The sequence below is a fragment of the Kitasatospora sp. NPDC002040 genome (genome assembly GCF_040296785.1).
GTDB lineage: Bacteria > Actinomycetota > Actinomycetes > Streptomycetales > Streptomycetaceae > Kitasatospora.
This window is the reverse complement of the sequence record NZ_JBEOXV010000001.1, coordinates 484,726-501,969: the sequence shown is the minus strand read 5'-3', so window position 1 is coordinate 501,969 and position 17,244 is coordinate 484,726. Positions and strand designations below refer to the sequence as shown.

18 protein-coding genes are annotated in these 17,244 nt (G+C 74.3%); 11 read left to right on the top strand and 7 right to left on the bottom strand.

Annotated elements, in window-relative coordinates; all coding sequences use genetic code 11:
* Positions 1 to 5: 5 nt before the first annotated feature.
* A complete protein-coding gene (locus tag ABT118_RS02380) occupies positions 6 to 1,910 on the bottom strand; it encodes an ATP-binding protein (protein ID WP_350644325.1) in 1,905 nt (634 codons plus the stop codon).
* Between the two features lie 304 nt (positions 1,911 to 2,214).
* Between ABT118_RS02380 and ABT118_RS02375 the strand changes: the two genes are divergently transcribed.
* On the top strand, positions 2,215 to 2,532 hold the full coding sequence (locus ABT118_RS02375) for a hypothetical protein (protein ID WP_350644324.1): 318 nt from the start codon (positions 2,215 to 2,217) through the stop codon (positions 2,530 to 2,532).
* A 73-nt stretch (positions 2,533 to 2,605) separates the two neighbouring features.
* Here ABT118_RS02375 and ABT118_RS02370 read toward each other — a convergent pair whose 3' ends face one another.
* The gene (locus ABT118_RS02370) at positions 2,606 to 3,769 is read right to left on the bottom strand and encodes a TetR/AcrR family transcriptional regulator (protein WP_350644323.1); all 1,164 of its coding nucleotides are present in this window, start codon (positions 3,767 to 3,769) and stop codon (positions 2,606 to 2,608) included.
* A 189-nt stretch (positions 3,770 to 3,958) separates the two neighbouring features.
* Between ABT118_RS02370 and ABT118_RS02365 the strand changes: the two genes are divergently transcribed.
* Both ABT118_RS02365 and ABT118_RS02360 read left to right on the top strand, forming a co-directional pair.
* Positions 3,959 to 5,116: an acyl-CoA dehydrogenase family protein gene (locus tag ABT118_RS02365; RefSeq protein WP_350644322.1), complete on the top strand. Its 1,158-nt coding sequence runs from the start codon at positions 3,959 to 3,961 to the stop codon at positions 5,114 to 5,116.
* Positions 5,117 to 5,276: 160 nt separating this feature from the next.
* Positions 5,277 to 6,923 (top strand): class I adenylate-forming enzyme family protein, encoded by a 1,647-nt coding sequence (locus tag ABT118_RS02360; RefSeq protein ID WP_350644321.1) that lies wholly within the window; start codon positions 5,277 to 5,279, stop codon positions 6,921 to 6,923.
* A gap of 31 nt (positions 6,924 to 6,954) precedes the next feature.
* Here ABT118_RS02360 and ABT118_RS02355 read toward each other — a convergent pair whose 3' ends face one another.
* Entirely contained in the window at positions 6,955 to 7,230 is a 276-nt protein-coding gene (locus tag ABT118_RS02355) for a hypothetical protein (RefSeq protein ID WP_350644320.1), read from the bottom strand.
* Positions 7,231 to 7,331: 101 nt separating this feature from the next.
* On the opposite strand from ABT118_RS02355, the gene ABT118_RS02350 reads away from it, so the two are divergent.
* A complete protein-coding gene (locus ABT118_RS02350; protein ID WP_350644319.1) occupies positions 7,332 to 7,658 on the top strand; it encodes a cupin domain-containing protein in 327 nt (108 codons plus the stop codon).
* 12 nt (positions 7,659 to 7,670) lie between these two features.
* On the opposite strand, the gene ABT118_RS02345 is transcribed toward ABT118_RS02350, so the two are convergent.
* Positions 7,671 to 8,249, bottom strand: coding sequence for a TetR/AcrR family transcriptional regulator (locus ABT118_RS02345; RefSeq protein WP_350644318.1), 579 nt, complete (start codon positions 8,247 to 8,249; stop codon positions 7,671 to 7,673).
* 85 nt (positions 8,250 to 8,334) lie between these two features.
* On the opposite strand from ABT118_RS02345, the gene ABT118_RS02340 reads away from it, so the two are divergent.
* From ABT118_RS02340 to ABT118_RS02315, 6 genes are all read left to right on the top strand, one after another.
* Positions 8,335 to 9,894: an MFS transporter gene (locus ABT118_RS02340; RefSeq protein WP_350644317.1), complete on the top strand. Its 1,560-nt coding sequence runs from the start codon at positions 8,335 to 8,337 to the stop codon at positions 9,892 to 9,894.
* Positions 9,895 to 9,964: 70 nt separating this feature from the next.
* The gene (locus ABT118_RS02335; RefSeq protein WP_350644316.1) at positions 9,965 to 10,324 is read left to right on the top strand and encodes a DUF202 domain-containing protein; all 360 of its coding nucleotides are present in this window, start codon (positions 9,965 to 9,967) and stop codon (positions 10,322 to 10,324) included.
* Entirely contained in the window at positions 10,321 to 10,632 is a 312-nt protein-coding gene (locus ABT118_RS02330; protein WP_350644315.1) for a DUF202 domain-containing protein, read from the top strand. The genes ABT118_RS02335 and ABT118_RS02330 overlap by 4 nt, the downstream gene beginning before the upstream one ends.
* 171 nt (positions 10,633 to 10,803) lie before the next feature.
* Positions 10,804 to 11,094 carry a Sec-independent protein translocase subunit TatA gene (gene tatA / locus ABT118_RS02325; protein WP_350644314.1) on the top strand — a complete coding sequence of 97 codons (291 nt, stop codon included), beginning with the start codon at positions 10,804 to 10,806 and terminating at the stop codon, positions 11,092 to 11,094.
* A 170-nt stretch (positions 11,095 to 11,264) separates the two neighbouring features.
* Complete coding sequence (locus tag ABT118_RS02320) at positions 11,265 to 12,542, top strand: hypothetical protein (protein ID WP_350644313.1); 1,278 nt, start codon at positions 11,265 to 11,267, stop codon at positions 12,540 to 12,542.
* Positions 12,543 to 12,573: 31 nt separating this feature from the next.
* Positions 12,574 to 13,125 carry a potassium channel family protein gene (locus tag ABT118_RS02315; protein ID WP_350644311.1) on the top strand — a complete coding sequence of 184 codons (552 nt, stop codon included), beginning with the start codon at positions 12,574 to 12,576 and terminating at the stop codon, positions 13,123 to 13,125.
* On the opposite strand, the gene ABT118_RS02310 is transcribed toward ABT118_RS02315, so the two are convergent.
* The 3 genes from ABT118_RS02310 to ABT118_RS02300 all read right to left on the bottom strand — a co-directional run bounded on the left by ABT118_RS02310 (position 13,102) and on the right by ABT118_RS02300 (position 16,325).
* Positions 13,102 to 14,565, bottom strand: coding sequence for a protein kinase domain-containing protein (locus ABT118_RS02310; RefSeq protein ID WP_350644310.1), 1,464 nt, complete (start codon positions 14,563 to 14,565; stop codon positions 13,102 to 13,104). The two genes, ABT118_RS02315 and ABT118_RS02310, sit on opposite strands and share 24 nt — an antisense overlap.
* A 174-nt stretch (positions 14,566 to 14,739) precedes the next feature.
* Entirely contained in the window at positions 14,740 to 15,642 is a 903-nt protein-coding gene (locus ABT118_RS02305) for a hypothetical protein (RefSeq protein ID WP_350644309.1), read from the bottom strand.
* The gene (locus ABT118_RS02300) at positions 15,639 to 16,325 is read right to left on the bottom strand and encodes an RNA polymerase sigma factor (RefSeq protein WP_350645086.1); all 687 of its coding nucleotides are present in this window, start codon (positions 16,323 to 16,325) and stop codon (positions 15,639 to 15,641) included. The genes ABT118_RS02305 and ABT118_RS02300 overlap by 4 nt, the downstream gene beginning before the upstream one ends.
* Before the next feature lie 206 nt (positions 16,326 to 16,531).
* On the opposite strand from ABT118_RS02300, the gene ABT118_RS02295 reads away from it, so the two are divergent.
* Positions 16,532 to 17,227 (top strand): hypothetical protein, encoded by a 696-nt coding sequence (locus ABT118_RS02295; RefSeq protein ID WP_350644308.1) that lies wholly within the window; start codon positions 16,532 to 16,534, stop codon positions 17,225 to 17,227.
* Positions 17,228 to 17,244: the final 17 nt, after the last annotated feature.

The window sequence follows — 17,244 nt, the reverse complement described above, 5'->3', positions numbered from 1 at the left end:
TGCGGTCATCGGTTCTGCGAACCGTCCTGTCCTGACGTCAAACCGTCCCCCGTGGACGGCACTTCGGGAACGGAGGCGGTGAGCGCCGCCACCGCGGTGCCCACTCCCCCCAGCGCGGCGGTCAGGTCCCCGGCGGCCGAGCCGGCCGCCGCCGCCATGATCACCTTCAGTGAACGGAGCAGCCCGGCGGCGGTGGCGCTGCCGGTGTGGCCGGTCCGGTACGCCGCCAGCAGCTGCTGGACGGCGGGTGCGGCCAGGTTCAGGTAGAGCCTGGCCTTGACCGTGTCGTCGGTCCGCGCGGTGAAGGCGCGGGCCAACCGCAGGGCGGCGGACGGGATCCGGGCGTCCGCCTGGTCGTCCTCGATCCGGGCCTTGAGCTCGGCCTCCCGGTCCGGGACCAGCACCAGGGGCAGCCCCGGCGGGTCGAACCGGGCCGGCACCAGCTGCTCGCCCGGGTCGGTGAGCGCGGCCGACAGCCAGCCGAACTCCTCGGCGGGCAGCGGACGTTCCGGGTCCCGGAACAGCTCGCGGCTGCCGCTCTCGCCACCCAGCTCGACGATCCGGCAGTCCCGCAGCGCGGCGTAGCGGCGCAGGAACGGCAGCACCGCGTACCGGTCGCCCCGGGCGATCGGCACCTGCATGGCCCGGTAGAGCATCTCCTCGAAGCCGCCCCCGGCCCCGAGCGTGACGTGCACCGCGCCGTTCCCCGCCGCGCGCAGCGCCCCGGCGGTCAGGTCGCCCTGCGAGGTGGGCACCGGGACGTCGTCCGCGAGCAGGGTGAACAGGCGGTCGTCGACCAGGGCGGCGCCGAGCAGGTCCTGGCCGTGCCGGGCCAGGATCCGGCGCCAGGCGGCGGGGTGCAGCCGGGCCGTCTCGTACAGCCCGTCCACGATCGCGTCGGCGAGCGCCTGCTGGAGCGCCCGGTAGTGCTCGTCGCGCTGGAGGTCCTCCCGGCTGGCGGTCGGGGTCAGCCGGCTGGACTCGATCACGCCGCCGACGAACCCGGCCCACGAGGGCAGCAGGTCGCGGGCGTCCTCCGCCAGCAGCATGCCGCGGAGGTAGAGGCTGAGGTCGCGGTTGTCGGTGGAGCCGTAGCTGCCGCCGTCCTGCACCCAGAGCAGGCCGACCGCGTCGGTCCGGTCCTCGACCGGGGTGACCGGGAAGGTGGTGAGCGGTTCGAAGCGGCGGCCGAAGGCGGCGGCGAACCGCATCCGGTCCGCATACCGGTCCTCCGCCTCCTCCTGCCGCCAGGGCACCGGGGTGCCGTTCACCGGCCGCTCGTCCGCGCCGACGTGCACCGGGACCGGCAGCAGCACGCAGTACCGGGTGAGCACCTCGCGCAGCGCGTACTCGTCGGCCAGCTGCGCGTGTTCGGCCTTCAGCAGCAGCTCGACCACGGTGCCCGGGGACGGGCGCGGCGGGACCGGCTCGACGCTGTACTGCTCGCCGCCCCGGCTGCGGTAGCGGTGGCCGAGCCCGGGTTCGCGGTGCGAGGTGGTGGTGACGGTGACCTCCTCGGCCACCGAGAAGGCGGACAGGAAGCCCAGCCCGAAGGCGCCGATCAGCTCCTGGTTGCCCGTCAGGTCGCGCAGCAGCCGGGTGTACCCGGTGCCCACGGTGGCCAGGTAGGCGTGGATCTCGGGCTCGGTCAGCCCCGCCCCGGCGTCCTCGATGGTGATCGTCCGGCGCGCCTGGTCCGCACCGACCCTGATCACGCCGGGGGCGCAGCCGGGGTCCTCCAGGGCGCGTCGGGTGTGTGAATCGTGGGCGTTCTGGACGAGTTCGCGCAGCGCCACCAAGGGGGTCGAGTAGAGATGCGTGGCCAGCACGCCGACCAGACCCCCGAGATCGACCTCGGTCGTACGCAGATTCCGTTCCGGCAGCCGACCGGGCTGAAGACCTTCTGACATGGGGCCCAAGTCTGCCAGTAAGACAATCCACCTACTAGGTTTTTCGCTTTTCCGTTACCTAGCAGCGAGTTACCGGCTGCATGCCTGCTCAGACGGGGGGGAATTGCCCGTTCCGGGTGCTCCCCGGATTGTCGACCGCCATCCCGGCACGCAGTCCATGACACTTTCGGGCGAACCGGACGGCCGACCATTGAAGTCAATCAACCGTCTGGTGAATGCTGGTCACGCGACGTCAGGTACCGGCGCGTTACGGGGCGGCCACCCCGCACGTGCCACATTCGCACCAGTTAGCAGGGAGACCACCGTGTCCCGAATTCGCGCAGCCGCCACCGTCACCGCCCTCGCCGCCTTTCTGCTCCTCGGAGCCGGCACCGCCCAGGCCGACAACGGCGCGGGCGCCGCGCACGGCTCCAACAGCAGCGTGGTGAGCAACATCGGCTCCAGCAACGTCGTCGGCAGCGTCAACGGCAACGGCAACGCGACCCAGCAGGCCGCCACCGGCTCCGGTGCGGCGAACCAGAACAACAGCTCCGGGGTGGCCGGCAATTCCGGCGGCATCGGCGTGATCCAGGGGAACGGGGCCTTCGCCCACTCCGTCTACTACCCCTTCGTGCTCTACTAGGCCGGCACCGGGCCACAACGGCTTTCCGTGCGGGGCGGGTCCACAACGGACCCGCCCCGCACGGGCGTACCCGTCACCCGACCCCCAACACCGCTCGGGCGAAAAGGAGCAGACGCTCCGTCAGATCGTCCCGCTGACTGCCCGGCCGGTTCCGCACCCCGTCGTTCACGAGCGAGAACATGGCGTGCACCCGGATCCGGGCCTCCGCCTTGTCGTACTCCGGCCGCACCTGCCGGAGCAGCACGACCCAGGTCCGCAGGAAGTCCCGCCGGGTGTCGATCGCCACCTTCCGGTCCGGCTCGGCCAGCCGCTCGGTCTCACTGACCGTCACACCCAGGTAGTCGACGTGTCTGCGGGCGAAGTCCACGTAGGCCCGCAGCCCGGCGTCCAACGCGTCGGCCGGGGCACCCGCCGACGCGATCGCACCGGCGACCTCGTGCCAGAGCCGCTCCCGGCCGCGCACCAGCGCCGCCGCCAGCAGCTCGGCCTTGGTGTCGAAGTGCTTGTAGACGCTGGGCCCGGCGATGCCGACCGCCGCGCCCAACTCGTCCGTGCTCACGTTGTCGAAGCCGCGCTGGTGGAACAGCCGGGCGGCGGCGGCCAGCAGTTCCTCCCGCCGCGAGTCGCCGACGGGCTGCTCCACCGGGACCGGCACCGGCGGCCCGGGCGGCCCGAACGGGACGGCCAGCAGCGCCTCGCCCAGCCCGGCGAGCAGCCGCTCGAACCGCCGCCGGGGTGGAGCGAAGGTGTGGTAGGACAGGCCGCCGTACGCCGAGAGCAGCGACCAGCAGAGCAATTCCGCGTCCGCCCGGCGGAGTTCGGGCCTGGCCTCGCCCAGCACCCGGGCCATCTCCCGTACGTCGGCGCGCAACTCCCGCCGCAGCTCGGCCCGTTGCGCGGCCGGCAGCAGCCGGGCGTCGCGCTGCCAGAGCGTACCCAGCGCGCGCAGGTCGATCGCGGCCGCCGCCAGCGCGGCGCACAGCTCGGCCGGCCCCGCGCCGCCCGCCGCCACCGCCGCCCGGAGGCCGTCGAGTTCGGCCCGGACCACCTGGCGGAGCAGCTCGGGCTTGCCCCGGAAGTGCCGGTACAGCGCCGGCGCGGTGATCCCGACCGCCGACGCCACCTCGGCCATCGAGACCTGGTGGTAACCGTGCCGGTGGAACTGCTCGCCCGCCGCAGTGAGGACCTGCGCCTTGCGCCCGGGCGGGCGGCGGGCCGCACCGTGCTCCGTCGTCACCCTCGCGCCCCCTGCAAGCGATCACCCGCGGCCGTCGGCCCAGGGTAGCAAGGATTCACTTGTGCGGCCGTGGAAAGCCCGGCCAACGGGTGAACCGTAGGGAAAACCACCGCCGACAACGCTGGACAGCGGAAGCTACCGGCGATTAACTTATCGAGCGATCAGGGGGCACCACGAAGGGAGCGCCGCGTGCGCCGCACCGTGTTCAACGAGGACCACGAGGCGTTCCGGGAGATCATCCGGGGCTTCATCGCCAAGGAGGTCGTGCCCGTCTACGAGAGCTGGGAGACCGAGGGCCACCCGCCCCGGGACTTCTACCGCAAGCTCGGCGAACTCGGCGTCTACGGCATCGAGGTCCCCGAGGAGTACGGCGGCGCGGGCGAGAGCGGCTTCAAGTACCAGGCCGTGGTGAGCGAGGAGTGCGCCCGGGCGGGCGTCACCTTCGGCTCCTCCGGCGTGCACACCGGACTGGTGCTCCCCTACATCCTGGAGTACGCGAACGCGGAGCAGAAGCAGCGCTGGCTGCCCGGCTTCGTCTCCGGCGACATCATGACCGCGATCGCCATGACCGAGCCCGGCGCCGGCTCCGACCTGGCCGGGATCACCACCACGGCCAGGCTCTCCGAGGACGGCACCCACTACGTCCTGAACGGCGCCAAGACCTTCATCACCGGCGGCGTGCTGGCCGACCTGGTGCTGGTGGTCTGCCGCACCTCCGCGTACGACCCGGCCGACCGCCGGGCCGGGCTCTCCATCCTCTGCGTGGACACCACCTCCGCGGGCTACGCCGTCGGCCGCAAGCTGAAGAAGATCGGCCTGCGCACCTCGGACACCGCCGAGCTCTCCTTCACCGACGTCAAGGTGCCGGTCGCCGACCTGCTCGGCGAGGAGGGCCGGGCCTTCGCCTACCTGACCCACAACCTGGTGCAGGAGCGGCTGGCGATCGCCGTCGGCGCGTACGCCTCGGCCGCAGCCGCGATCCGCTTCGCGGTGCAGTACGTGAAGGACCGCAAGGTCTTCGGCCAGGCGGTGTCCGAGTTCCAGAACACCAAGTTCACGCTGGCCGACTGCCAGGCCCAGGTGCTGGCCCAGCAGGCCATGGTCGACCAGGCCCTGGAGCTCTACCAGCACGGCGAGCTGACCGTCGCGGACGCCGCCGCGGCCAAGCTGTTCTGCACCGAGTCGGCCTCCCAGGTGATCGACAAGTGCCTCCAGCTGCACGGCGGTTACGGCTACATCCTGGAGTACCCGATCGCCCGGCTCTACACCGACAACCGGGTCTTCCGGATCTACGGCGGCACCAGCGAGGTCATGCGGACCATCATCGCCAAGTCGCTCGGCCTGTAGCACCCAGGACCAGCCCGGCGAGGACCCCCACGTCCCCCAGCTCGCCGGGCCCGGGCCGGTCCGGCCTAGTGTCGGACCGGGCCCCCGGCAGCGGGCCGTTCCCCCATCGGCCCGCTGCCCCACCCCTCCGCCCGTCCGCGCCCCGGCCGCAGAGGACCTGATGACCGATCAGCACGCCGACTCGCTCGCCCTGGTGACCCGGGTGCAGGCCGCCCTGCGCGCGCCCGGCGCGCCGTTCGAGGTCGAGGCCACCCCCGACGGCCCCCGCTACCTGCGCGCACCGCACACCCTGCGCGAGCTGCTCGACGCCACCCTCGCGCACGGCGACCGCCCGTTCCTGGTCGCCGCCTCCGGCCGGTACAGCTACGCCGGGCACCACGGCGCCGCCGCCTCGCTGGCCACCCACCTGCTCGGCGCGTACGGGCTCCGCCCCGGCGACCGGGTGGCGATCGCCATGCGGAACCTGCCGGAGTGGCAGGTCGCCTTCTGGGGCTGCCAGTTGGCCGGCCTGGTGGCCGTGCCGCTGAACGCCTGGTGGACCGCCGAGGAGCTGGCGTACGCGCTGGACGACTGCACGCCCGGTCTGGTGATCGCCGACCCCGAGCGCGCCGTGCGGGTGGCCCGCTGGGCCGGCGGGCACGGCGTGCCGCTGCTCACCGACCTGACCGGCCTGCCCCGGGACGGCACCGCCCCCGAGGTCCGGATCGAGCCGGACGACCTGGCCACCCTGCTCTACACCTCCGGAACCACCGGACGCCCCAAGGGGGTCGAGGCCACCCAGGCGGCCTGGTGCGCGGCCGCCGCCTCACCCCGGTTCTTCGCGGCCGCCTCGGTGCTCTGCGCGGGCGGCGACCCGGCGGCGACCCGGCCCCCGACCACCCTGATGACCTTCCCGTTCTTCCACGTCGCGGCCTTCACCGCGATGTTCCCACTGATGGCGAGCGGCGGCACCGCCGTCCTGATGCCGCGCTGGGACCCGGCCGAGGCGCTCCGGCTGATCGCCGAGCACCGGGTCACCGCCTTCGTCGGCGTACCGGCCACGGCGATCGGGCTGCTGGACGCGGCCGACGCCGCCGGGGACGCCCTGCCCGGGCTCGGCCTGGTCAACACCGGCGGCGCGGCTCCCCCGCCCGGCCTGGCCGGCCGGATCGCGGACCGCTTCGGCGGCCGGGTCGAGGCCCGCAACGGCTACGGCCTGACCGAGACCTGCGGCGGCGTGTTCGCCAACTTCGGCGCCCGCTACCTCGCCCGTCCCGACAGCATCGGCCGCCCCTCCCCCGCCCTGGACCTGCGGATCGCGGACCCGGAGGGGCACCCGCTGCCGGACGGCGAGGTCGGCGAACTCTGGCTGCGCGGCCAGCCGGTGTTCCGCGGCTACCGCAACAACCCGGCCGCGACCGCCGCCGCCTTCACCGACGGCTGGTTCCGCACCGGCGACCTGGCCCTGGTGCGGGACGGCGAGGTGTCCGTGGTCGACCGGCTCAAGGACCTGGTGATCCGGGGCGGTGAGAACGTCCACTGCATCGAGGTCGAGGGCGTGCTGACGGCCCACCCCGAGGTGGCCGACGCCGCCGTGCTCGGCGTCCCGCACCCGGTGCTGGGCGAGGAGGTGGCCGCCGTGGTGGTGCTGCGGCCCGGCGCCACCGTCGACCCGGACGGGCTGCGCGCCCATGTCGCCGGCCGGCTGGCCGCCTTCAAGGTGCCCGCGTACGTGCTGCTGCGGACCACCGAGCTGCCCCGCAATCCGACCGGGAAGATCGTCAAGCGGCAGCTCAGGGCCGAACTGGACGTGCTGCTGCCCCGCTGACGCCGGGGCGCCAACGGGGCAGACGGTCCGGTCAGTTGTGGCTGCCGGCGCCCGGGTGCTCGGCCCGCCAGGCCTCCAGCCCGGCCAGCGAGGCGGCCCGGGCCTGGTTGAGGGTGCGGTGCGCGAGCTCCGTGGGCGGGGTCTCCAGCTGCTGCATCCAGCCCCGCCCGGCCGACAGCAGCGCCGCCCCGACCATGGCGGTGCCGGCCAGCCCCACCAGCGCACCGATCCCGGTGAGCACCGCACCGGCGCCCAGCAGCTGTCGATTGACCTCGAACCCACCGATGAACTTCTGATACGTCGCCATGTGACCCACCATCGGCCACCCCGGGCACCGCCGCATGCCGGGCTGCCCCGTTCGGGTTCGGCCACCGGGCCGCCCGTACCGGCGCCGGTTAGGGTCGCGGCATGGGTATGGGAATCGACCTGGCCGCCGTCGCCGAGGAGCACGCCGCCAAGGCGGCCGCCTCGCCGCACGGGCGCAGCGCCCACCTGCTGCTGCACGACGGCGTGCTGCGGCAGACCGTCATCGCCCTGACCGCGGGCACCGCGCTGGACGAGCACAACGCCCCGCCGGCCGCCAGCCTCCAGGTGCTCAGCGGCCGGGTCTCGCTGACCATCGCGGGGCGCCGGGTGGAGCTGACGGCCGGTCGGCTGCACCCGATCCCGCCGGAGCGGCACGGGCTGCTCGCGCACACCGACGCCGTGGTGCTGCTCACCGCCGTCACCGGCTGACCGCGGCCCCGGTCAGCCGAGCACCCGGGCACCGGTCAGCTCCAGGCCGCGCAGGACCTGGGCCCCGGTCAGCGCCTGCTCCGGGTCGATCAGCCACTGGGTCACCAGGCCGGCCAGCACGGCCTGGTGGAAGGCGCCGACCACCACCTCGTCCTCGGTGTCGGGCACCTCGGTCAGCTCGGTGAACATCGCGGACATCGCCAGCCGGGCGTGCCGCTGGACCGCCTGGAACGACTGCCGGATCTCGGGCATGTCGTCCAGCCGGGCCACCGCCTCGAACTGGGCCGCCCAGAGCCCGTGGTACTCGACCAGGGTCGACCGGACGCAGTCCCAGGTGGCGACGAAGCGCTCGCGCGGGCTCGCGTCCGCGGGCACCGCCTCGGCGACCGCCCGCTCGACCGCGTCGCCCCAGCCGCCGATCGCCTCGATCATCGCCGTGTTGAGCAGCACCTCCTTCGAACCGAAGTGGTAGCCGATGGCGGCCAGGCTCACGCCGGCGGCGTTGGCCACGTCCCGGGCGGTGGTCCGGCTGTAGCCCTTCTCGAACAGGCAGCGCGTGGCACCGGCCAGCAGATCCTCACGATTTCCCATGCCCGGAAGCCTAACGCCCGGTCGAGACGATTGTCTTGCACATCTGTACTAGACAGACGTCTGACACATCCGTATGGTTCTCCTCATGACCGCAACCCACGGCCTCGCCGGCCGCCGCGAATGGACCGGACTCGCCGTCCTCCTCCTGCCGACCCTCGTCATCTCGATGGACATGGGGATCCTGTTCTTCGGCCTCCCCTTCATCAGCAAGGAGCTGCGGCCGAGCGGAACCGAGCAGCTCTGGATCATGGACATGTACTCGTTCGTGCTGGCCGGGATGCTGATCCCGATGGGCGCGCTGGGCGACCGGATCGGCCGCCGCAAGCTGCTGATGGCCGGCGCGCTCGGCTTCGCCGCCGCCTCGGTGCTGGCGGCCACGGCGGACGGTGCCGGGCAGCTGATCGCGGCCCGGGCGCTGCTCGGGCTGACCGGGGCGACCCTGATGCCCTCGACCCTGGCGCTGATCCGGAACATGTTCCACGACAGCAAGCAGCGGCAGGCCGCGATGGGCGCCTGGAGCGGCGTGCTGATGGCCGGTGCCACCCTCGGCCCGGTGGCCGGCGGGCTGCTGCTGGAGCACTTCCACTGGGGCTCGGTCTTCCTCTGCTCCGTCCCGGTGATGGCCCTGGTGCTGGCCACCGCCCCCGCGCTGCTGCCCGAGTACCGGGCGCCGCAGGCCGGCCGGTTCGACCTGCCCGGTGCGCTGCTCTCGGTCGCCGCCGTACTGCCGACGGTCTACGGCATCAAGCAGCTCGCGGTGGACGGCTGGGCCCTGCTGCCCGCCCTGGCGATCGTGGCCGGCCTGCTGCTCGGCGCCCTGCTGGTGCGGCGGCTGCGCACCGCCGCCACGCCGCTGGTCGACCCGGCGCTGTTCCGCAACCCGGTCTTCACCGGCGCCGTCTCGGTCAACGCCGTCGCGATGCTGGCGATGCTCGGCTTCGCCCTCTTCACCTCGCAGTACCTCCAGCTGGTGCGCGGCTTCAGCCCGCTGACCGCCTCGCTCTGGGCCCTGCTGCCGAGCGTCGGGGTCGGCGCGGCGGTCGGGATCTCCGGGGCGCTGGCCGGGAAGGTCCGGCCGGGCGTGCAGATGGCCGGCGGCCTGCTGGTCGGGGCACTCGGCTTCGGGATCATGACGCAGGTCCGGGCGGACTCGCCGCTGGCGCTGATCCTGGTCGGCGCCGGGGTGCTGGCCGCGGGCACCGTCAGCACCGTGATGCAGACCGCCGAGCTGGTGGTCACCGCCGCCCCGGCCGAGCAGGCCGGTGCCGCCGCCGCCTGCTCGGAGACGGCGAGCGAGCTGGGCGGTTCGCTGGGCATCGCGGTGCTCGGCGCCGCCGGTGCCGCCGTCTACACCACGCAGTTGGACGGCGGGCTGCCCGCCGGGCTGCCCGAGGGCGCGCTGACGGCGGCTCAGGACACCCTCGGCGGTGCGGTCACGGTCGCCGCCGGGCTGCCCGCCGACCTCGCCGCCCAGCTGCTCGGCACCGCCCGGGACGCGTTCACCGACGGTCTGCACCTGGCCGCCGTGGTCGGCGCGGTCTGCCTGGTGGCCGGATCCGTGGTGGCCCACCGCCTGCTGGGCGGGCTGCCGGCCCGGCCCGCCGAGGCCGCCGACCCGGTCGAGGAGCCCGCCCTGGCCGCCTGATCCGCGACACGGTCCGTACGGTCCGCCTGGCCACGAGTCCCCCCGGGGGCTCGTGGCTAAGCTGCGTTCCATGCCGGAACCGAGCCCGCCCGAGGAGCCCGAGGAGCCGGACTACCGGTTCTCGCTCGCCAACGAGCGCACCTTCCTGGCCTGGATCAGGACCGCCCTGGCGCTGCTGGCCGGAGCGATCGCGCTGGACCAGCTGGCCCCCGGGCTGGCGCCCGCAGCGGTGCGGGCCGGGCTCGGGGTGGTGCTGGCCCTCGGGGCGGCCGGGCTGGGCGCGGCGGCGTACCGGCGGTGGGACCGGGTGGAGCGGGCGATCCGGGCCGGCGGGCCGCTGCCGCGCACCCATGTACTGCTGGTGGTGACCTGCTGCGTGGTGGTGATCTCGTTCGCCTTCGCGGTGCTGATCGTCGGGTACGCGCGGTGAGCCGCGACCCCGGGCTCCAGCCGGAGCGGACGCTGCTGGCCTGGAGCCGGACCGCCCTGGTGCTGACCGTCAACGCGGCGCTGGTGCTCCGCTCCGGCCTGGCGGCCCGTCAACCGGGGCTGACCGCGCTCGGCGTGCTGCTGGCCCTGGCCGCCTGCGCGACGTACGGCTACGGGCTGCGCCGGCGGGCCGGGCTGGAACGGCGGCCGGCCCGGATTCCGGCCGGCCCGCTGCGGGCCATGGCCGGGGCGGTCTGCCTGGTCGCGGCGGCTGCCGGGTGGTGCGTGCTGCTCGGGCCGCCGGGCTGAGAAGTGGTCCAGACCACATGAAAAAGGGGGGCTCGGGTGGACACCTGGTTTTTGACCGATGTTTCTCGGCCGATGTATACGTTCGCGGCATCCGCCATGCATACTGGCCGAGGCCGGGCAAGTACGCCCGGCCCTTGAACAGCTAGATATCCGAAGGGACCGGTGGTCAGGATGCTGCGCAACGGTCTGGAGCCCTGGCACCTTCTCGTGGTGCTGGCTGTTGTCATTCTGCTTTTCGGCTCGAAGAAGCTGCCCGAGATGGCCCGCGGGCTCGGTAAGTCCATGCGGATCCTCAAGGCCGAGACCAAGGCCCTGCGCGAGGACGACGCCCCCGCCGCCGGTGCTGCCGCTCCGGCCGACGGCACGGCGCAGAGCACCGCCACCGAGCAGCCCCGTCCGGCGGTCACCCCGACCATCGTCACCACGGCGGCCGAGGCGACCAAGACGACCGACAAGGCCTGACCCCAGCGGTCGGCCTCACGGGCCGCCGATCCGTCCATTGGACGGGTCGGCGGCCTTCGTCGTACCCGCCACCGGCGGCTCCGGCGGCGGCGTGGCGGCGTTTCTGACTGGCCGTCCGAAATGTTCTGGTATCTCCTGGTAGACACTGCCCGACCAGCTGGAGGTACCGGATGTCGTTCGGCGATCCGCAGGCCGATCTCGACGAACTGCGGCAGCGGCTGGCCCGGCTGGAGCAGGAGAAGGCGGAGCGGCAGGCCCCGCCCCGGCACCGGGTCAGGTCCTTCTTCGCCGTCCTGCTGATCCTGGTCGCCTGCGTGCTGACCCCGCTGAGCGCCGTCGCCGCCTGGACCTCCTCGCAGGTGGGCGACACCGACCGGTACCTGGCCACGGTGACCCCGCTGGCCGAGGACCCGGCGGTACGGGCCGCCGTCACCGACCGGGTGACCACCGAGATCATGACCTACCTGCCGGTCGGCACCCTGCTGGACGAGGTGACGCCGGATCAGCGGCCGCTGCTGAACGCCGCGCTCGGCCGGGTCGGCAACGCCATCACCGACGGGCTGACCGGCTTCGTCCACAACCAGGTCGCCAAGGTGGTGGACAGCGACGCCTTCGTCACCATCTGGGTGGCCGTCAACCGGAACGCGCACGCCGCCCTGGACCGGGTGCTCACCGGCGAGGGCGGCGGCGCCGTCGGCGTGCAGGGCGACACCGTCACGCTCGACCTGGCCCCGCTGATCGAGCAGGTGAAGAACCGGCTGGTCGCGGACGGGCTCGGGATCGCCTCGAAGATCCCCGAGGTGCACACCCAGTTCGTGCTGGTGCAGTCGGACGCCATCCCGAAGGTCAGGACCGCGTTCCGGCTGCTCGACCTGGCCGGCTTCTGGCTGCCGGTGCTGACCACGGTCTGCGCGGGCGCCGGCGTGCTGCTGGCCGGGCGGCGGCGCCGGGCGCTGGTCACCGCCGCCCTGGGCATCGCCGCCGGGGCCGCCCTGCTCGGCCTCGGGCTCACCGTCTTCCGCACCCTCTATCTGGACCGGCTGCCCGCCGGGGTCAGCCAGGACGCGGCGGCCGCCGTGTACGACGCGCTGGTGCACTACCTGCGCAACACGGTGCGGGCCGTCCTGGTGCTCGGCGTGCTGGTGGCGTTCGGCGCCTGGGTGAGCGGCACCGGCCGGTGGGCCGGCACCGTGCGCGGATTCTGGGAGGCCGGGTTCGGCGCCGTCCGGGGCGTGGCCGGGCGGGCCGGACTGCGGCTCGGCCCGGTGGGCCGGTTCGTGCACCGGTTCAAGGGCTGGCTGGTCGGCGCGGTGCTGGCGGGCTTCGTGCTGGCCTTCCTGCTGTGGAGCTACCCGACCGGCGCGGTGGTGCTCTGGCTCGGCGTCGGCCTGATCGGTGCGCTGGCGGTGCTGGAGCTGCTGGACGACCGCCCCGAGCCGGTGGGCTGACGGAGTGCCGGACGACGCGGAGGACCGGCCGGTGGCGAAGCATCCCGGCAGCCTGGCGGACCGGCTCGCCCTCGGCCTGCTGCTGGCCGGCCCGCTGGTGCTGCTGGTCCTCTACTTCACCGTCCCGTTCGACCTGTTCGGGCCCGAGCACCCGGTCTTCGGGTGGCTCAGCTTCGGGACCGGGCTGGCCCTGCTGGCCGGTCTGCTGGTCCGGGAGATCCGCCGCGAGCTGCTCGGGCTGCCGGGCCGGCCGGGGCTGATGATCATGCTGCTGATCTGCCTGTCCCTGGTGGTCTTCGCCTCCACCTACTACGGACTCGCACGGGCCCCGGACCAGTTCACCGGGCTGAGCACCCGGATCGACGCGCTCTACTTCACCGTCATCACCATGTCCACGGTGGGCTACGGCGACGTCTCCCCGGTCGGGCAGGAGGCCCGGGTGGTGGTGATGCTGCAGATCCTCTACACCCTGATCTTCCTGACCGCGGCGGCCACCGCCCTGACCCGTCGGCTGCACGGCCGGCTGGTCGAGCGCACCGGCCGGCGCGGGGCCCGCGGCTCAGTCGACGGCGGCGAGCAGTGAGCTGAGCTTCGCCTGCCAGGCCTGGTTGGTGGCGTTGTCGATGGCGTGCTTCTTGGCCAGGTCGCGGACCAGCCGCTGGGCGTTGCGCAGCGAGCTCTCGGCGTCCTGCGGGTCCCGGCCGGCGAGCGCCTGGGCGGCCTGGTCGAGCTCCTCCAGCAGCGCGCCCTGCCGCTCGCGCTCCCGGCCGGTGTCGGCCTGGGCGACGGCGGCCCGCAGCGCGGCCAGGGCGGCGGCCGGGCCCGGCTTGGGGGTGGGCGAGGGCTTGCCGCTCGGGCTCTGCTTCACCGACGGGGTGGGGCTCGGGGACGGGCTCGGGCTGGGGGTCGGACCGGAGCCGGGCGAGGCGGTGGTGGCGGCGGCGGTCGGGGCCGCCTTGGCGGTGGACGGGGCGGGCCCGCCGAGGGTGAGCAGCCCGATCACGGCGGCCCCGGCCACCGCCACCAGCCCCGCACCCGCGTAGAGCAGCGGACGGCGGTCCCGGGTCGGCCGGGGCCCGTCCTGCTCGTACCGCAGCGGCGGCAGCAGCGAGGTGCGGTGCTGCTCCTGGTACGGAGCGGCGGGCACCGGGGGCATCGCCCGGGTGTCGGCGAGCAGCTCGCTGGTCCGGTCGACGGGAGTGAACACCGGTACCGCGGCCAGCAGTTCGGCCCGGGCGGCAGCCGCGTCGGCCGGGCGGTCGGCCGGGTTCTTGGCCAGCAGCCGGAGCACGGCGTGGTCCAGCGCGGGCGACAGCCCGTGCCGTCGGTAGGACGGCGGGGCGGGGTGCTCGGTGACGTGCTTGAAGGCGATGGCGACCGAGGTGTCGGCGGTGAACGGCGGTTCCCCGGTGAGCATTTCGGTCAGTACGCAGCCGACCGCGTACAGGTCGGAGCGGCCGTCCAGCGGGCTCGCGGTGGCCTGCTCGGGCGAAAGGTAGGCGGCGGTGCCGAGCACGGCGGCGGCCTGGGTCAGCTGGGCACCGGAGGAACTCGCCCTGGCGATGCCGAAGTCCACCACCTTCACCCCGCCGTCGTGGGTGATCATGATGTTGCCGGGCTTGATGTCCCGGTGCACCAGCCCTGCGGCGTGGGCGACTTCGAGCGCCTCGCAGACCGCGGCCGCGATCCCGACCGCCCGCTCGACCGGCAACCAGGTGGTCTCGGCGATCAGTTGGCCGAGCGGGCGGCCGTGCACCAGCTCCATCACGATGTACGGAGAGCCCTGGTCCACGCCCGAGTCGAAGACGGTGACGATCCTCGGGTGGGTCAGCCGGGCCGCGTGCCGGGCCTCCTGACCGAACCGCTCGGCGAACCGGGGGTCGTCGGCGAGGCCGCCGTTCAGCACCTTGACCGCGACCGGGCGGCCGAGTTGGTGGTCGTGGCCCCGGTACACGGTGGCCATGCCGCCGACGCCGAGTATCTCCCCCAGCTCGTAACGCCCGTTCAGCGCACGTCCGATCACCGCCACCAGCTCCTTCCCGCCCTCGACCGCAGGGTCGAGGTCCCCTGCGCTCCGAGCACGATAGCCGCTGGGCCCGGGCGCCCGGTCCAGCAGCGCGGGCGGGCGGGACGTGCGGTCCGGACGGACGGTGGACCGGGGGGATGGTTCACCCACCGTCCGTCCGGAGTCTGGGGGTCACTGCCGGTCGGGCTCCGTGCCCTCGCGGGTCTGGTGACCGGTCGGCGGGTTCGCGGTCTCGCTCGGCCGGCCCCGGTCGGTGGGCTTCGGTCCGCCCAGGGCCGGGGCGGGCCGGTCCTCGTCGAGGTCGCAGTACTCGCGCACGTCGTCGGCGCCGCCCGCCGCCTTGAGCAGCGGGGCGAACCGGGGGTCCGCGAGCAGGGCCTTCGCCTTGTCCCCGGCCGCGAGCCGCTCGCCGTAGGCCTGGCAGAGCCGCTCCAGCTCGGTCGGGACGGCGGTCGACGGGGCGGGGGTGGGGACAGCCGTGCCGTCGGCCGTGGCACTGGGCACGGCCGGGCCGGCCGAGGCGCTGCGGCTCGGCTCGGGCCGGGCCGAACGGGGCCCGGCACCGGAGGAGGCACCGGTCGGGGACTGGTGGAACGGCTGCCCGGACGGCGTCCCGGACCAGGGGGCGGACGCCTTCGCCAGCGCACTCTCCGGCGCGTGGGCCACCGGACCGCCGCCGAGACCGCCCGGCAGGTGGCCCAGGCCGCCGGTGCTCGCGGCGAACGCGACCCCGCCGAGCGCGGTGGCCGCGCACGCGGCGAGCAGGGCCTTCGCACTGAAGGCCCGGGCCCGCGCGGTCGCGGTGGCTGCCATGGCGGTACGTCTCCGGGGTGCTGCGGCGGGCTGGTCCCGCACCGTCCGAAACGCCGTCAGGGCCGCCTGCTCGCCGGGCAGTTCGCCGCCGTCGACTGCGGGGGCAGCGGCGGAGGCGATCAGCCCGGCGAGGGCCGCGTGGTCGGTTGGAACCGTACGGCCGGCGAGCCGGTCCTGACCGGCCGACGGGTCGGCCGGGGCCCCGGCGAGCAGGTGCTCGGCGGCGGCTCGGTCGATCCGTCGGGATCGGTTGGTGCTCATCTCATGTCCTTCAGCGTCGCGGACCTGCCTGCTGTCACACCCTGCGGCGGGATCTTTCCGGTGGATGGTGCGGCCGGCTGCTGCGCGGGGATGCCGCCCGACCGGCCGCCGCTCGCCTCCAGCAGCTTGGCCAGCCGCCGCAGGCCCCGGTGCGAGGCCATCCGGACCGAGCCCGACCGCTTGCCGAGCACCTTGGCCGCGCCCTCCGCATCCAGGCCCACCACCACCCGGAGCAGCACCGCCTCGGCCTGGTCCGGTGGCAGCCGGGCGATCAGCGCCAGCGCGTCGGCGGTGGAGACCAGCGCCACCGCGCTGCCCGCGGTGTCCTCGGCCGCGGCCAGCTCGGCCAGGTACTCCTCCGGCAGATCCGCGATCGGACGGCGGCGGACCCGGCGGAGGTGGTCCATCGCCCGGTTGCGGGCGATGGTCGCGGCCCAGCCCCGGAAGCCGTCCGCGTCCCCGCTGAAGCCGCCCAGGTCCCGGGCGATCTGCAGCCAGGCCTCGGAGGCGATGTCCTCGGCGTCCTCGGGACCGCCGCCGACCAGGACCCGCAGGTAGCGCAGCAGACCGGGCTGGACGGCCCGGAAGAGCAGCCGGAAGGCCTCCTCGTCGCCGCGCTGCGCCGCCCGGACGGCGTCGGCGAGGTCGGGGGGCGGGTGTTCGGGACTGTGCACCCGCCACATCATGCGGCATGCCGGGGCGCCCCGGGAGACCCGCCCGGGCCGGAGCAGCGCAGCACCGGGCGGACCGACGGCACCGCCCGGCCGGGCCCAAAGGCCCCGGGGCTCCGGCCCTTCGCCCGCAGTGCATAGCTCGGTCGCAGACATAAGTTGGGTGGCAGACGAAGCGGAATGGACCGCTCCCCTCCACCACCACAAGGACGCCTGCGATGACCGCTGCTCAGGACCTCTTCGCCGAGGGGATGCGCGACCACTTCGCGCCCGCCCTCCGCGCACTGGGGCTGACCGACCGGCGCGGCGCGTTCGACCTCCCCTCCCCCGGCCACTGGGCCCTGCTCGGCGTCCGGGTGCTCGGCCGGGACGAGCACGCGGTCCGCTACACCGTCACGCTCAGCCTGACCGCCAAGGCCGACTGGCCGGGCCCCGGCGAGCACCCCGACCCCAACCGCCCGACCGGCACCGAGCGCTGGCGGGCCCGGATCGGCGAGCTGATGCCGGTCGACGACGAGATCTGGTGGGAGGTCTCGCCGGGGCCCCGCTGGCTGGTCGCGGTCGAGGACTCGGTCGCCGCCGTCCGGCACTACGCCCTGCCCGAGCTCCGCCGCAGGCTGGCCGCCGAGCACCGGACCGGACCGGCCACCGAGACCTACCTCACCGCCACCGAGCTCGACGAGGTCAACGCCGCCCTGCTGACCGCCGCCGTGGCCCGGATCCAGCGGGCCGAACTGGTCGGCGACTCCCTCGTGCTGACCGGCGCCTGGAGCCGGTCCGACCCGGTGGCGCAGCAGGTGCTGGCCGGCGTCGCGGAGGGCTTCCTGGACGCCGGGGACGAACGCTTCCGGCAGGTCAGGTGCGAGAACTCGCTCGGGCGCGGGCTCTGGGCGTTCCACCCCCCGGACAGCTGACCACCCGTCAGCCCACG